General features: G+C 68.8%; 12 protein-coding genes. 3 read left to right on the top strand and 9 right to left on the bottom strand.

The window, feature by feature from the left end:
- Positions 1–15: 15 nt before the first annotated feature.
- The 3 genes from ACZ4WS_RS22830 to ACZ4WS_RS22840 are packed head-to-tail and all read right to left on the bottom strand — an operon-like array spanning position 16 to position 1,561.
- Positions 16–270 carry a hypothetical protein gene (locus ACZ4WS_RS22830; RefSeq protein ID WP_467983032.1) on the bottom strand — a complete coding sequence of 85 codons (255 nt, stop codon included), beginning with the start codon at positions 268–270 and terminating at the stop codon, positions 16–18.
- A complete protein-coding gene (locus ACZ4WS_RS22835) occupies positions 254–1,120 on the bottom strand; it encodes a hypothetical protein (RefSeq protein ID WP_467983034.1) in 867 nt (288 codons plus the stop codon). Before ACZ4WS_RS22835 ends, ACZ4WS_RS22830 begins: the two co-directional genes overlap by 17 nt.
- Positions 1,121–1,153: 33 nt before the next feature.
- On the bottom strand, positions 1,154–1,561 hold the full coding sequence (locus tag ACZ4WS_RS22840; protein WP_467983037.1) for an ATP-binding protein: 408 nt from the start codon (positions 1,559–1,561) through the stop codon (positions 1,154–1,156).
- Positions 1,562–1,797: 236 nt separating this feature from the next.
- On the opposite strand from ACZ4WS_RS22840, the gene ACZ4WS_RS22845 reads away from it, so the two are divergent.
- Together ACZ4WS_RS22845 and ACZ4WS_RS22850 are read left to right on the top strand one after the other, a co-directional pair.
- On the top strand, positions 1,798–2,649 hold the full coding sequence (locus ACZ4WS_RS22845) for a helix-turn-helix domain-containing protein (RefSeq protein WP_467983039.1): 852 nt from the start codon (positions 1,798–1,800) through the stop codon (positions 2,647–2,649).
- A gap of 9 nt (positions 2,650–2,658) precedes the next feature.
- Positions 2,659–2,865: a DUF397 domain-containing protein gene (locus tag ACZ4WS_RS22850; protein WP_467983042.1), complete on the top strand. Its 207-nt coding sequence runs from the start codon at positions 2,659–2,661 to the stop codon at positions 2,863–2,865.
- A 1,057-nt stretch (positions 2,866–3,922) separates the two neighbouring features.
- On the opposite strand, the gene ACZ4WS_RS22855 is transcribed toward ACZ4WS_RS22850, so the two are convergent.
- The gene (locus ACZ4WS_RS22855) at positions 3,923–4,339 is read right to left on the bottom strand and encodes a hypothetical protein (protein ID WP_467983045.1); all 417 of its coding nucleotides are present in this window, start codon (positions 4,337–4,339) and stop codon (positions 3,923–3,925) included.
- Positions 4,340–4,466: 127 nt separating this feature from the next.
- On the opposite strand from ACZ4WS_RS22855, the gene ACZ4WS_RS22860 reads away from it, so the two are divergent.
- The gene (locus ACZ4WS_RS22860) at positions 4,467–5,195 is read left to right on the top strand and encodes an MOSC domain-containing protein (RefSeq protein ID WP_467983048.1); all 729 of its coding nucleotides are present in this window, start codon (positions 4,467–4,469) and stop codon (positions 5,193–5,195) included.
- Between the two features lie 26 nt (positions 5,196–5,221).
- Here ACZ4WS_RS22860 and ACZ4WS_RS22865 read toward each other — a convergent pair whose 3' ends face one another.
- The 5 genes from ACZ4WS_RS22865 to ACZ4WS_RS22885 all read right to left on the bottom strand — a co-directional run bounded on the left by ACZ4WS_RS22865 (position 5,222) and on the right by ACZ4WS_RS22885 (position 14,353).
- Positions 5,222–5,932 (bottom strand): helix-turn-helix transcriptional regulator, encoded by a 711-nt coding sequence (locus tag ACZ4WS_RS22865; protein WP_467983053.1) that lies wholly within the window; start codon positions 5,930–5,932, stop codon positions 5,222–5,224.
- A gap of 259 nt (positions 5,933–6,191) precedes the next feature.
- Positions 6,192–8,093, bottom strand: a complete 1,902-nt coding sequence (locus ACZ4WS_RS22870) for an outer membrane protein assembly factor BamB family protein (protein WP_467983056.1) — start codon at positions 8,091–8,093, stop codon at positions 6,192–6,194.
- A gap of 96 nt (positions 8,094–8,189) precedes the next feature.
- Positions 8,190–10,019 carry an outer membrane protein assembly factor BamB family protein gene (locus ACZ4WS_RS22875; RefSeq protein WP_467983057.1) on the bottom strand — a complete coding sequence of 610 codons (1,830 nt, stop codon included), beginning with the start codon at positions 10,017–10,019 and terminating at the stop codon, positions 8,190–8,192.
- Between the two features lie 352 nt (positions 10,020–10,371).
- Positions 10,372–12,177: an ABC-F family ATP-binding cassette domain-containing protein gene (locus ACZ4WS_RS22880; protein ID WP_467983059.1), complete on the bottom strand. Its 1,806-nt coding sequence runs from the start codon at positions 12,175–12,177 to the stop codon at positions 10,372–10,374.
- 154 nt (positions 12,178–12,331) lie between these two features.
- Positions 12,332–14,353 (bottom strand): sensor histidine kinase, encoded by a 2,022-nt coding sequence (locus tag ACZ4WS_RS22885; protein ID WP_467983062.1) that lies wholly within the window; start codon positions 14,351–14,353, stop codon positions 12,332–12,334.
- Between the last annotated feature and the right edge of the window lie 76 nt (positions 14,354–14,429).

The raw sequence follows: 14,429 nt of genomic DNA on the forward strand, positions 1-14,429 counted from the left end.
GGCGTGTCGTGAGACTCAACGACCAATTGCCTCACCTGACGGGAGGCTCCGGCCTCGGGGGGGCTCGATGGCCCGCCGGTACAGGAGTTTCAGGGGGATGCGCCGCAGACGGCCCCGTTCGAAGTCCTCCCCGCAGCGCTCGCTCCAGGACCGCTCGGCGGCCTCCAGCCACGCCCACCGTGCGGGGTCCAGCCAGATGTAGTCGGGCAGCTTCCACCAGGTCCCGTCACCGTTCGGAACCCCGGCGTCCGCGTCAGGCTCCGCCGTCATCGAACAGATCCTCCGCGGCAGCCGCGTGGACCGCCCGCTCCGCCCAGGTTTCCAGGAGATCCAGATCCGCACAGGCCAGCACACGCTTCCGGACGGGCTCCGGGACGTCCAGCCCACGCCATTCCAGAATGCTGAGGACCATCGCGGTGCGCTCCTGCGCGCGAACCTGTTCGGCGACCGGGTGCCGGAAGAAGTAGTTCACTGACGTCATGAGATCCCTCCAGATCTTCTTCGCCTGAGGATCGACCAGGCCCGACTCGACGAACTGCGCGAACACCGCCGCGCTTTCGGGGTCGATGGTTTCCAGAGCTGCCGCCAGCGATTTCAGTATGGCAGCGGCATCCGATCCCCGGCCATGAGCCATCGCCGAGAACACCGCGAGCGGAACGTCTCGCGCCGCCTGGTGTTCATCCACGATCACGGGCACGTTGTCCGGCCCGAGGACGAGCGGCCGTACAGTCAGCGAGTGCCAGCCGGGTAACCCGAGCCGGATGGGTCTCGCCGCCCAGCGAGCGGTGGCACTGCTCTGAGTCAGCACGATCAGCACCGGTTCACAGCGGTACTTCGCGTACAGATACGAGAGGTAGTAGGCCCAACTCCCACGCTTCGCCTCGTCTTTCTTCCCCTGCGCCTCGACAACGAGGAGGTAGTCCCCCTCGTCCGTCTCCATGCGCAGCAGCGTGTCCACACGGCGCTCGACCGGCTCGATCTCCGTGAGGTCCGCGTTCAGGATCGCGATGTCGCGCGGTTCCGGGAACGGGATATGCAGCAAGCGCTGGCAGGCGCGAGTCAGCAGAGCCGGGTCCTTCTGGAAGATCCGGTGCAGCGCCTCGTGCGACGAGCTGACCATCGGCTCTCCTTTCTGTACTACGTGATCAACGATCTAGGCGGCACCGAGGTCACACCACACGTACTTGCCGGTGTCACCGCCCTGCCGCAGCGGATGACAGCCCCAGCTGTCGGCACAGGCCCGGACGAGCGCGAGGCCTCGGCCCGCCTCCGCGTCGAGGGCCACCACGAGGTCGTGAGGGGGCGGTTCAGGGTTCGCGTCCCACGCGCCGATTCGCAGGACTCCGTTCCGCCATGTCAGACGCAGGGTCGCGGGACCCTTCGTATGCCGTACGGCGTTGGAGACGAGCTCCGTTGCCAGCAGCTCGGCCACGTCCGTGAGGCGGATGAGGCCGTGCATCGTGAGGATCAGGCGGACTGTGCGGCGGCAGACGGTGACCGCGCGAGGGTCGTGGGGGATGTGGAGCGCGTACTCCCAGGGTTCGTTTTCGCTTTGCGGCATGCGTGAACTCCGTTGGTGGTGTGGGGAGTTTGGGATGCGCGGCGAGGCGGGCGGTGGCAGTTTCACAGCCGTCGTGGCAGGACGGAGCGGTGCGCTTCCGGGGTCCCGGGGTTCCGCAGCGTGCGCGTCGCGTCACTGACGGTATTTCCTAACTTTAGGAATGCGCAACACGTTGCCGTATTCTGACGCCCGAACGAGGTATGCCCACGGGGCAGTTGGGACGAGGAGAGGCAGTCATGCCGCCGAAGAGGCATCTCACGGCCCGCAGGGTGCGACTCGGCGCTGAGCTGCGCAAACTGCGTGAGGCTACCGGCATGAGGGCCCGGGAAGCCGCCGCGCTGCTCGGGGCCGACTCGGTTCAGATCAGCCAGATCGAGTCCGGCGTCGTCGGCGTGAGCGCGGAACGCGTGCGCCGCCTCGCCGCCCATTACGCCTGCACGGACGAGCCGTTGATCGAAGCCCTGACGGCGATGTCGACCGACCGCACTCGAGGCTGGTGGGAGGAGTACCGCGGGGTGTTGCCTCCGGTGTTCCTGGACGTCGCCGAGTTGGAGCACCATGCCACGTTCCTTCGCGAGGTGGTGATCACTCACGTTCCGGGACTTCTGCAGACCCCCGACTACGCCCGGGCGGTCTACTCGTACATGGTTCCGGAGCTGCCCGACAGCGAGCTGGAGCCCCGCGTGGAACACCGCATGAGGCGACGCGTCACGATCGAGGGCGAGACACCCACCCCGTACGAGACGATCATCCACGAATTCGCCCTGCGTATCCGGGTGTCCGACCGCCCGGTCGCCCGTTCTCAACTCCGGGAAATCCTGGACCAGATCGAGCGAGGTCACGTCTCGGTACGGGTCATCCCCACCGAACAGGACGGCTTCGCCGGTGCCGGCGCCTCGATGATGTACACCGGCGGTCCGGTGCCCCAGCTGGACACCGGTCTGCGCGATGCCCCGACAGGCACCGCCTTCATCGACGCCGAGCCCCAACTGAACCGACTCCGAACGCTGTTCCGTAGGGTGGAGAAGGCGGCGCTGAACCCCACGGCGTCGCGGGACTACATCCACCGTCTGTCAAAGGAACTGTGAGGCACTTCCATGACCCAGGCCGTGCACTGGCAGAAGTCCACGTTCTCCGACGGCGGTGACGGCAACACCTGCGTGGAACTCGCCACCACCCGCCCCCACTCGATCCACCTCCGCGAAAGCGACACCCCCACCACCCACCTCACCACCACCCCCGCCCCCCTCGCCGGTCTCCTCCACCACATAAAGACCGGCAGGCTCGGCACACCCCCGGCGTGATGACCAGCCCAACTCGGCAGGAGTGAGGGGCTTGGCGGCGCTCTGCGTGCTCCGGGCAGAGGCCGTGCTCTTGGCGTCATCGCCCTCGCTGTTAGCGCCGTCGCAGGCGGCGATCAGGGCGAGGGGGATGACCAAGGCCGCGAGGACGGCGGTACGGGTGCGGCATGTATCGGGTCGGTTCACGATAGGTAAGTCCGCCCTCTCAAGCGTGCCCGTTCCCGGCACTGCGGTCATACGTCGACAAGCCCTCGGGGCTCGCGCCAAGTCACCCGGCTGGCCGGGCATAACCTGCACGTCAACGTGGGATGTCACTCGCGCTGCTCCCGGTGGCGGTGTCCGAGCTGGAGACCTGTTCGAGCTACGCCACGCGGCGGCAGAGGCCGGCAGAGCTGATGTCGAGCGGAGGCGAGGGTGCGAAGCCACAGCACCGCCGCCAGATCTTACGAATTGCCGAATCCCGGCTGTCCAGGCAGCGGCATTTCTGGATCCAGTCCGAGCCTATCTTTGACAATTACCCAATTGATACCGATAAGGCGGTCCCCGATAGTCTCATCGGACCGCGCAGCGGCAATAACTTCGTGCAGCCTATTCCGAACGAAGGCGACCTCCGATTCGAAAGGCTCGGACTGTTCGACCAGCGTTACCTTCATGGGAACATTATCCACACAGTAGCGCCAAATCTGTGGGGGAAATTTAGGCTCACCGAGAGGGGGAGTCAGAGTAATTCTCCATTCCCCTCTCTCTCGAATCAAGTGCACTTCGCACCCCTCTCCGACAAAACGAAGCAGGATGTCTTCGAATCCACCAGCCTGGCGTTCTTCCGTGACAGAAAACCCGCACCCCAGGAGCCATTCAGATAGGCCACTTACCAGATCGCGCTCAGTCATGACATTCACCTCCCGGAAATCAAAGGATCCCCTGCTGCGCAGAGGTACCTCAAACCACAAATTCAGGCTGACCCGCGGGGGTGCGGAAATGCACGGTGCGCACCCATGTTGCCGTCGGCTCCTGTCAGGCGACTACGCACGTGACGGCAGTAGATGGAGCTTTGGCCGTCCTATCGCCATATATCGGCGCCGGCTTCTCGCATCAACCCTTCCGCATCTCCCCCAGCCAACCGGGGATGCACAAGTTCGACATACCCCGTCTGCCCGATCAAGGACTTTTTCAACTGCTTCAGATTGCGCGCACTGCGCGAAAATCCACCTCGCCGCTCGGCAACCCTCAAAGCCAGCGCCAGCTCCTCGACGTCTATCGTGAGATACGTGGCATCCGTCTCAAACTTTACTGTGGTCTCCACGATTCCCTCACGTATATCGAGCCCCACTTCGTAGGCGACATGGCCACTGAGATACGTCGATACCGGCATCACGTCATCCGTCTCACTAGGGCCGTCGAGGAGCAGCTTCTCCGCAGCCTCCTCGCATGTCACACGAACCTCTTGAAAGAATGCCTTGACCGAAATGGCCACCACGCCTCCCGCTCCTCTTTACACCTACGGGCGGACTCTGTAGACCTCCCAATAGGGTCTTGCGCCATCCACGTCAGCCCGTCGCCATCCGTAGCCTTTATCTTGAAGGTATTTCAGCTCGCGCTGCGCGGTGTACCTCGTACTACTCGGTCTGCACGCGTGGTGGCACAGCCGGCACGCGCCGGTCCTGCCCACCGCGCAGGGAGCGGTCCGCGTCGCGGGGTGGCGGACAGGGCTGCTGACCAACCTGCTCAATCCCAAGATCGCCGTGTTCTACACCGGTCTGCTCCCGCAACTCGTCCCGCCCGGCGCGTCTGGAGTGCGCGGTCGTGACCGCGGTGGGCGCCCTGTGCCGCTGGTGGCCTTCCCGGATGGGAGCGAACAGCGCGCCGACGACCCGGCAGCCGCCCAGGCGCTGAGCGTGCTGCTGGGCCAACCGCTGCGGTTGCGCCCCCAGTCCTTGGTGCCCCACCACGACGAATCCCCGATCCACGTCATCACCACCGCCGCGGTACGCGAACTGGAGCAGCTGCGCTGCGAACCCGTCGGTGCCGCCCGTTTCCGCGCGAACATCGTGCTGGACGTCGACAGTGCCGGCTCCGGCTCCGGCTCCGGTTTCGTCGAGGACGAGTGGCAGGGTCGGCACCTCGCCCTCGGCAACGACGTCGTGCTGTGCTTGGGGCCGCCCATGCCCCGCTGTGTCATGGTCGGCATGACGCAACCCCACGACGGACTGGCGCCCGACGCTCGCCTGCTCAAGCTGCTCGGACGCGTCAGCCAGGCGCGGTTCGGTCTGCAGGCCGGCGTCGTACGCGGCGGCATCGTCCGGCAGGACGACACCGCCGTTCTCTGGGCTTGATCCGTACTGAAGTGTCGCCGCCCTGCCTACTCCAGCGGCCGCGGCCCCCCAGGATCACCGGAAGACGCGTTGACCGGCCCCGCCCGGTCCAACAACCCCGTACGAGCCGCCAACGCAGCCGCCTCCAGCCGCGACCCCACCCCCAACTTCATCAGCACCCGCTGGACATGGGTCCGGGCCGTCGACGGAGCGATCCCCATCCCGGCCGCGATCAGCCGCGTGTCCTCCCCGTCGGCCACTCTCACCAGCACCTCGACCTCCCGCGGAGTGAGCATCTGGAGCAGGCGCTGGCCCTCGTCGTCGGGCTGTGTGGCCGGGTTGAGGAGTTCGCTGAAGGCGCCCTGGAGCAGTTGTGGAGCCACGGCCGCCTCGCCCGCCCGCGCCTTCATGATCGCGCGCTCGACTCCCTCTATGCGCTCGTCATGGCGTACGTACCCGGAGGCACCGGCCGCGAAGGCGGCGGCGATGCCGCGTGGGTTCGGTACGGGGCCGAGTACGAGGACCGCTACCTGCGGGCGCTCGCGTTTGATTTTCACCACCGGGTCGAAGATTCCCGGCTCGGCGGGTGTCGCCGTGCCGATCAGGCACACTTCCGGTGCGCGTGTGATCACCAGCTCCGCCGCTCCCGCGGCGGGCGCGGCCGCGGCGAGCACCCGGTGCCCGCGCAGCTTCAAGGCCGAGGCCAAGGCCTCGGCGAGCAGTCGGTGGTCGTCGACCACCATGAGCCGCACTCCCATCAGGCAACCCCCCAGTCCCCCCAAGCATCCCCACTGGTTCCCCGTGATGCGGAGCCCCCCGGCTCTCCATCCCCCGGAAGCTACACGCTTGTTCGACATTGCGCTTCCCCTACTGGAGAGAAGTGCCCCGGAATATCGAAATCCCTACCATTCGGGAGTGATGAGGGGTAAGTGAAAGGCCCCACCCCTGAACAGGGGCGGGGCCGATCACAAGTGGCCGATCGTAAGCAGCGAGGGTGCGGCTACTGCGCGGCTGCGACTACTGCGCGGCGAAGGCGATCGCCAAGTACTCCTTGTCGCTCGCGCTGGTCGGCTTGTCCGCGTAGATCGCGGACATGTACAGGTGGCCGCCGCTGTAGATGAGCTCGGCGTAGTCCGGAAGCAGGCTGGTCTCCACGTCGCGGACCGACTCGGTCGCCGGGTTCTCCAGGAGCTTGGTCTCCTTGAACGAGGTGCCGTCGATGCTGACGATCTGGCCGCCCTTGTCGTACGGCGGGCTCCTGTACGCGAGGAGGTTGGTGCCGTCCATGCGCAGCGGGGTGATGGTGTAGCCGTCACCCGCGTCGGCGCGCTGGCCGGTCAGCTTGCCGGTGGCGAGGTCGAAGGCGACGATCTCGTTGGTCTGGCCGTACTGGCCGGAGCCGTCGTGCTCCTCGGTCGGGATGTAGAGCTTGTCGTTGCCGACGGCCAGCAGGGAGCAGGCCTCGATCCTGGTGATCCCGTCGCACTTGGCGGCGTACGTCTTGCCCGGCGCGGAGATCTTGGTGCGCAGCTTGCCGGTCTTGTTGTCGATGGAGAAGAAGTCCGAGATGCCACTGCCGTCCCCGGCGGAGTCGCCGACGTCGGCGGCCACCACGAGGGGGTTGGTCGAGATGACGCTCGCGTACTCGATGCCGGGCGTCATCTTGTACTCGGAGAGCACCGTCCCGGACTTCGGGTCGATGGTCTGGATGTGCAGCTGACGGGTGCTGCCGTACTCACCGCACTTGCGGACCGCGACCAGCTTGTCGCCGCCGCCGTACCCGGAGTCGTAGCAGCTGTCCGTCGGCTTCGGGGCCCACAGCTGCTTGCCGGTGGAGATGTCGAACGCGCCGCCGCCGCTGGTGCTGCCCGCGGCGACCGTGTTCCCGCTCACGGTGACGTTGTCGAGGCTGACCAGCTCGTCACCGGACTTGATGGTGTGCGTCCACAGCTTCTTGCCCAGGTCGAGGTCGAGGGACGCGACCTGGCTGCAGCCGTGGGAGGGGTCCGCCTTGGTCGGCATGGCGGGCTCGTAGATGATCGCCGTCCGGTTGGAATCGGTGACGTGGCGGCTCGCCTGGCACACCGGGCCGGACAGCGGGATCGTCCAGAGCTTCTTGCCCGTTTCGGGGTCGTAGCCATTGATCTCGGCGTTGCCGGTCTTGGCGTACACCTTGTCGGTGAGCCAGGAGCCGACGGTGTTCACGCTGGAGCTGCCGGACGTCACGGCCGGCGCGGGCAGCTGGAAGAGGACCTTGGAGCTGGTGTTGGACGGGACCTTCTCCTTGGGGGTGGTGTCCACGGGCTTGTCATCGCCCGTGCTGTCCGTACCACCCGTGCTGCCGGTGGTGTCCTTGCCGTCCTTGCCGCCGGTCGTACTCGAGGAGTTGTTCTTGGTGTCGTCCTTGCCGGAGGTGTTGGCGTACCAGACGCCTCCGCCGATGATCAGCGCGACGGCCGCCACGGCCGCGACGATGATGACCATCTGGTTGTTGAACTTCCGCCCGCCGCCCCCGCCTTGGGGAGCCTGCGGCTGCATCGGCATGGTCTGCGGCTGCGGATAGCCGTACGGGGAGGGCTGTTGGGGCTGCTGACCCGGGTAGCCGTAGCCGGGCTGGGCCGGCGGCGGGGTCTGGGGGTAGCCGTACGGCTGCTGGGGCCGGCCCTGCGGCGGGGCGGGCGGAGGCGGGGGCGTCTGCGGGTAGCCGTAGCCGGGGCCCTGCGCGGGCTGCGGGGGCTGGGGGGCGCCGAAACCACCGGGCGGCGGGTCTTGGGGCGCGCCGAAGCCTCCCGGCGGCGGGTCCTGCGGGGCGCCGAAGCCACCGGGGGGCGGGCCCTGGGGCGCGCCGAAGCCTCCCTGCGGAGGCTGCGGGGGCTGCGGGGGCTGGTTCGGCGGCGGCGGGGGCGGCGGCTGGCTCATGACGTGTGTACCTCGGGATACGAAGGGAAGGCGGGCCGGAACGAAGAGTGGGTGTCGGCTACTTGCCGTAGGCGCGGTTACTTGCCGTAGGCGCGGCTACTTGCCGTAGGCCAGCATCAACTTCTCCTTCGCGTCGTCGGTGCCCGTCAGCCGGGTGGTGGAGATGTAGAAGCGCCCGTCCACGTAGTCGACCGCCTTCGCGAAGAAGGCTTTCTCGATGTCCGCGGTGCCCTGCGGGTTCTGCAGCAGCTTGGTGGTCTTGTGGCTGCTCCCGGTCGTCGGGATCGACACGATCTGGCCGCCGGCGTCGTACGAGGGCTGGACGTACGCGATGACATTCGTACCGTCCATCTTCAGCGGCAGCATCGCCTCGTCCGCCGGGGACTTGACGCGCCACCGCTCCTTGCCGCTCTCCAGGCTGAACGCGACGACCTCGTTGGCGCCGGTCTTCGCCTCGGTCGGCAGGTAGAGGGTGTTGGCGTCGGCGGCGGTGCCCTGACAGCCCGTCAGATCGCGGTCGAGGACGGCATAGTCGCAGTCGGGCGCGAAGGTGTCCTTGCTCTCGAGCTGCGAGCGGATGTCGCCGTTGTTCTTCAGCACGGTGACGTTCACCGTCTTCTTGTCCGCGTTGGTCATGTAGAGGACGACGGGGTCGACGGAGAACGTGCGCTCGACCGTCCAGCCCTTGGGGATCTTCGTGGTCCACTTGGCCTTGCCGCTGACCGGGTCGAGCTCCCGCACCTCGTCGTGCTCGGTGTCGGTGCCGACGCCGCAGGAGGCGACGGAGAGCAGCTTGGCGCCGCCCGCGAACCCGGCGGGGTAGCAGTTCGTGCCGTACTTCCCCTTGTCCCACAGCTTGTCGCCGCTGCCGGCGTCGTACGCCGTACCGGACTGCTCACGGCCGACCATCAGCGTGTCGCCGGCGATGGACAGCTCGATCGAGAGCGTGCTGTCGAAGAGCCCGACGCCGTCGTCGACCTTCCCGCTCCAGCCCTTCACACCGGTGTTGAGGTCGATCTGCTCGAGTTGGTTGCACTTGGCGTTGTCGCCGGTGCCGTTCATGTACGCGATGACGACCTTGTCGTCGGACGTCTTCTGCGGGGTGACCGCGCAGATCTTCTGCGGGAAGGTGAGCGCGTCCCAAGCGGGCTTGCCGTCCGCGACGTTGTACGCGAACACCTGCTTGTACGCCGCCTTCACCGCGGTCTTGTCGGTGATCCACAGGCCGGGGGCGTCGGCACCGGAACCGGGTGCGTCGGGCGCCTCCTTGTACCAGAGCACCTTCGCCTCACCGGCCTGGCGGCCCGCGTTGAGGTCCTTCTGCTCCTCGGTGCCGTTGCCGCTGCCGTCACCGGGGTTGACCGGATCGTCCGAGGCCGGGGGCTTCGAGGTCTGGCTCTTTTCGGCGACCGGCTCCTTCTTGCCGTCGTCACCACTGCTGCTGACGGCCCATACGGTGCCGCCGATGACGAGCAGCGCGGCCACGGCGGCGCCGATGACCACCGCGGGCCTGCCCTTGAAGGGGTTCTTGGAGCCACCGCCGGGCGGCGGGGTGCCGGGCTCACCCGGGTACTGCGCCTGGGGCGGGTATCCGTACCCCGGCTGCTGTCCGTACGCAGGCTGCTGTCCGTAGGGGCCCGACTGGCCGGACGGGCCCGGCTGTTGGGGCTGCGCGTACGGGCCCGGCTGGGCGTAGGGGCCGGGCTGGCCGGGCTGCTGGGGGTATCCGTAACCGGGCTGCGGAGGACCGGTGGGCGGAGTCTGCGGGGGCGCGGGCGCCTGCGCGGGTGGAGGGGGCGTGTTGGGGGGCGCGCCGAAACCCCCCTGCGCCCGCGGGTCCTGCGGAGCGCCGTAACCGCCCCCCGGCGGCTGTTCCTGCGGTGCTCCGAAGCCGCCCTGCGGCGGCTGACTGGGCGGCTGACTCATCAGCGCTTTCCCCCTCTTCACTGATGTGGCGCCCCACCGGCGGCGTTGGATTCCCGCCGCACCCGGTGGTTCTCAGACTGTTCTCAGACGGCTCTTTCTATCACTGTGGCGCCCTTGAACACGGGGCCGGTCCTCGCCCTGTTCCCAAGGGAGGACCGGCCCGTGATGCCGTCGTTACGCGCCTTCACGCGCCCTTCACTCGACGCGCGCGCGGGGGCGCAAGGAGCGCGCACGGGGAGCGCGTTCAGCTCGTGCGCGGCGGGCAGCGGCGCGCGTTACTCTCGCGCGGCGTGCGCCCGGCTTGCGCGCCCCAGCTCGCGCGCCCCGGCCGGCGTTCCCGCCGCGCGCCCGCTTACGCGTCCTCCGCCAGCTCCAGCCAGCGCATCTCCAGCTCCTCGCGCTCCCCGGACAACGCGCGCAACTCGGCGTCGAGTGCGGCGACCTTCGCGAAGTCGGTGGCGTTGTCGGCGATTTGGGCGTGCAGCTTGGTCTCCTTCTCGGAGATCTTGTCCAGCTGCCGCTCGATCTTCTGGAGTTCCTTCTTGGCGGCGCGGGCGTCGGCGGCGGACGCGGCCTTGGCGGGCGCCGGCGCGGAGGCGAGTACGGCGGCGGCCGCGACCTCCTCCATCTTCTTGCGCCGCTCCAGGTACTCGTCGATCCCGCGCGGCAGCATCCGCAGGCTGGTGTCGCCGAGCAGCGCGAACACGTTGTCCGTCGTCCGCTCGATGAAGAACCGGTCGTGGGAGATCACGACCATCGAGCCGGGCCAGCCGTCGAGCAGGTCTTCGAGCTGCGTCAGGGTCTCGATGTCGAGGTCGTTGGTGGGCTCGTCGAGGAAGAGGACGTTGGGCTCGTCCATCAGCAGGCGCAGGAGCTGGAGCCGGCGGCGCTCACCACCGGACAGGTCCCCCACCGGCGTCCACTGCTTCTCCTTGTTGAAGCCGAACGTCTCGCAGAGCTGGCCCGCGGTCAGCTCACGCCCCTTGCCGAGGTCGACGCGGTCGCGCACGGCCTGGACGGCCTGCAACACCCGCCAGGTGGGGTCGAGTTCGGCGACTTCCTGGGAGAGATAGGCGAGCTTGACGGTCTTGCCGGTGGCGATCCGCCCGGCGGCGGGCTGCTTCTCGCCCTCGCTGCGGGCGGCTTCGGCCATGGCGCGCAGCAGCGAGGTCTTGCCCGCGCCGTTCACGCCCACCAGGCCGACGCGGTCGCCCGGCCCGAGCTGCCAGGTCAGGTGCTTCAGCAGCACCTTGGGCCCGGCCTGCACGGTCACGTCTTCCAGGTCGAAGACGGTCTTGCCGAGCCGGGAGCTGGCGAACTTCATCAGCTCGCTCTTGTCCCGGGGCGGCGGCACGTCCGCGATCAGCTCGTTGGCGGCCTCGACGCGGAAGCGGGGCTTGGACGTGCGGGCGGGGGCGCCGCGCCGCAGCCAGGCCAGCTCCTTGCGGACGAGGTTCTGCCGCTTGACCTCTTCGGTGGCGGCGATGCGCTCACGCTCGGCCCGTGCGAAGACGTAGTCGGAGTAGCCGCCCTCGTACTCGTACACCGCGCCCTTCTGCACGTCCCACATGCGGGTGCAGACCTGGTCGAGGAACCAGCGGTCGTGGGTGACGCACACCAGCGCGGAGCGGCGCGCGCGCAGGTGCTGGGCGAGCCAGGCGATACCTTCCACGTCCAGGTGGTTGGTCGGCTCGTCGAGGATGATCAGGTCCTGCTCCTCGATGAGCAGCTTCGCGAGTGCGATGCGGCGGCGTTCGCCGCCGGAGAGCGGGGCGATGACCGTGTCCAGCCCCTGCGGGAAGCCGGGCAGGTCCAGCCCTCCGAACAGGCCCGTCAGTACGTCCCTGATCTTGGCATTGCCCGCCCACTCGTGGTCGGCCATGTCCCGGATGACCTCGTGGCGGACGGTGGCCGTGGGGTCGAGGGAGTCGTGCTGGGTCAGCACGCCGATGTGCAGGCCGCCGGAGTGCGTGACCCTTCCGGTGTCGGCCTCCTCCAGCTTGGCGAGCATCCGGATGAGGGTGGTCTTGCCGTCGCCGTTCCGGCCGACCACGCCGATGCGGTCGCCCTCGCTGACGCCGAGGGAGACTCCGTCGAGCAGTGCGCGGGTGCCGTACACCTTGCTGACGGACTCGACATTGACCAGGTTGACGGCCATTTCTCTCCTGAACAAGGGGGACGATCGACCCTCAAGGGTAGTCCGGGGGCGGTGGTGGGCTGAGCCATGGGTTTCCTCGCCCCCGCCGCCCCTGCCCTTCCCCTCCCTGGGGCCTCCGCACCCAGACCCCCGCCACGACGGGCTGAGCCCGGCGTCAGGCGTCCCCGCCAGTAAGTCGCTGGCGCGGGATCAGCGCGGACGCCGGGGCCAGGGAGCGGCCCTGGCCGCCGGCCTCGGCCGCCGCGCGGTCGTGTACCGGCATGTCGTCACGGAGGAGGTTCTCCGGGATGAGGACGGCCGCCGTGACGCCCCCGTTCGGGGAGGGCCGCAGCTCCACGCGCAAGCCCTGCCGCTCGGCCAGCCGGTTCACCACGAACAGCCCGATCTGCTTGGCGTCGAGGAGATCGACGCGCTGGGCCTGGATCTTCCGGTTCGCCTCGGCCATCGCGTCCTCGTTCATACCGAAGCCGCTGTCCTCGACCTCGATGAGGACGCCGTCGCGCAGCCGGGCGGCGCGCAGCTGCGCCTTGGTGCTGGGCGGCGAGAAGGCGGTCGCGTTCTCCACGAGCTCGGCGAGGAGGTGGATCACGTCGGCGACCGAGCCCCCGGCCACCGAGACCCGGGGTACGGCCCAGATCTGCACGCGCGTCGCGTCCTCGATCTCGCCGACGGCGGCCCGCAGCACATCGGCGAGCGCGATCGGCGTACGCCATCCTCGTCCGGGCGCGATCCCGGACAGGATGAGGAGGCTCTCGGAGTGCCGCCGCATGCGGGTGGCGAGGTAGTCGACGCGGTAGAGGTCCTGCAGTTCGGCCGCGTCCCGCTGGCGCTGCTCCATCGCGGCCAGCAGGTCCAGCTGGCGGTGCAGCAGCACCTGGCTGCGTCGCGCGAGGCTCACGTACACGCCGGAGATCCCGCTGAGCAGCTCGGCCCGCTCGGACGCGGCCTTGAGCGCGGCCCGCTGCACGGCGGTCAGTGCCGTACCCACCTGCGCCAGCTCGTCGCCGACCAGTCGCCGCATGGGCGCCTCGGCGTCGATGTCGACGCCCTGCCCGGCGTGCAGTCGCCGCATGGCCTGCGGCAGCCGGCGTCCGGCGACCTCGAGGGCGGAGTTGCGCAGATCGAGCAGTTCGACGATGAGCCCGCGGCCGACGAGCACGGAGACGAGCAGCGACAGCAGGACGCCGACCAGGCCCAGGACCACAGCGACCCCGGACGCGCCGAGCGTGGACCAGCCGAACGGATTCGCCTTCGCGGCAGCCGCGGTTCCGGCCCCCGCCTCGGCCTTGGTGAGCCCCTTCAGGACGGCCGAGACAGAGCTGTCCCAGCCCGTGACGAGCCCCGCCGACACGGCGGAGGCGCCCGGCCCGGCACTGCGCACCCGGTTCTCCACGGCCTGCAGCCGCGTGTAACCGTCGCCCTCCAGAACGGTGTTGTACGCCCCCCGGTGCGCGGCCTTCAGGTCGGCGACCGCGGGCTTCAGCAGCGACCGCTGCGTGGCGACGGCCCCGGCGAACAGCGCGTACTGGTCCGTGGTCAGCGTCCCGGCGCCACGGCCCGCGGCGAGCAGCGCCTGCTCCTGGGCGACGGCCTCACGGGCGCGGGAGAGTTCGAGGACGACCCGGGCCTCGGAGGTCGCGTCGGTGCTCTCGTCGCCGGTGAGCGCACCGGTGACGGAGAAGCCGTGCTCGATGATCGAGGAGTACTTGGTGTACGCGGCGGAGAGCGCGGACCCCTTCACGCCGACCTCGGTCCGCAGGGCCGGAAGGCCGCCCGCGTCGGCTTCGAGGCGGGCGAGGCGGTCGGGCAGCCCGGCGTCCAGCAGCGCGGCGTCGGAGCTGCTCGCGTTGACGCCGTCGAGCAGCGCGGAGGCGGCCTTGTCGGTGGCGGCCCGCGCGGTCTTCAGTGCGGCGAGGCCGCTGCTGTCCGGCGCGGCGACGTACCGCAGGGTGGCGGTCCGTTCGCTCTGCAGGACGGTGACGAAGTCGCTCACGGGGATGAGGAGTTCGGAGTTGACGTCCTTGGCCCGCTCCAGGGCGCCGATGCTGGACGCGGTGGTCACGGCGGCGAAGCCCCACAGTGCCATGAGGGACACGATGGGCAGCATGAGCAGGGAGACGATCTTCGCGCGAACCGATCTGGGACGCAGCCGGTCGGGCGTGCGGGGGACACGCATGGGGGACCTCGTTCAGGGAGCGAGTTACGGAGGGGGCGTACGGGCGGCTGGGGCGGCCGTACGGACGGCTGGGGTA

It is taken from the genome of Streptomyces sp. NPDC029292, from assembly GCF_055569295.1.

Excerpts from the sequence above, each read along its gene's own strand:
- ACZ4WS_RS22835 (WP_467983034.1), bottom strand. The coding sequence starts at position 1,120 with ATGGTCAGCTCGTCGCACGAGGCGCTGCACCGGATCTTCCAGAAGGAC.
- ACZ4WS_RS22885 (WP_467983062.1), bottom strand. The coding sequence starts at position 14,353 with ATGCGTGTCCCCCGCACGCCCGACCGGCTGCGTCCCAGATCGGTTCGC.
- ACZ4WS_RS22870 (WP_467983056.1), bottom strand. The coding sequence starts at position 8,093 with ATGAGCCAGCCGCCGCCCCCGCCGCCGCCGAACCAGCCCCCGCAGCCC.
- ACZ4WS_RS22865 (WP_467983053.1), bottom strand. The coding sequence starts at position 5,932 with ATGGGAGTGCGGCTCATGGTGGTCGACGACCACCGACTGCTCGCCGAG.
- ACZ4WS_RS22830 (WP_467983032.1), bottom strand. The coding sequence starts at position 270 with ATGACGGCGGAGCCTGACGCGGACGCCGGGGTTCCGAACGGTGACGGG.
- ACZ4WS_RS22845 (WP_467983039.1), top strand. The coding sequence starts at position 1,798 with ATGCCGCCGAAGAGGCATCTCACGGCCCGCAGGGTGCGACTCGGCGCT.
- ACZ4WS_RS22850 (WP_467983042.1), top strand. The coding sequence starts at position 2,659 with ATGACCCAGGCCGTGCACTGGCAGAAGTCCACGTTCTCCGACGGCGGT.
- ACZ4WS_RS22840 (WP_467983037.1), bottom strand. The coding sequence starts at position 1,561 with ATGCCGCAAAGCGAAAACGAACCCTGGGAGTACGCGCTCCACATCCCC.
- ACZ4WS_RS22880 (WP_467983059.1), bottom strand. The coding sequence starts at position 12,177 with ATGGCCGTCAACCTGGTCAATGTCGAGTCCGTCAGCAAGGTGTACGGC.
- ACZ4WS_RS22875 (WP_467983057.1), bottom strand. The coding sequence starts at position 10,019 with ATGAGTCAGCCGCCCAGTCAGCCGCCGCAGGGCGGCTTCGGAGCACCG.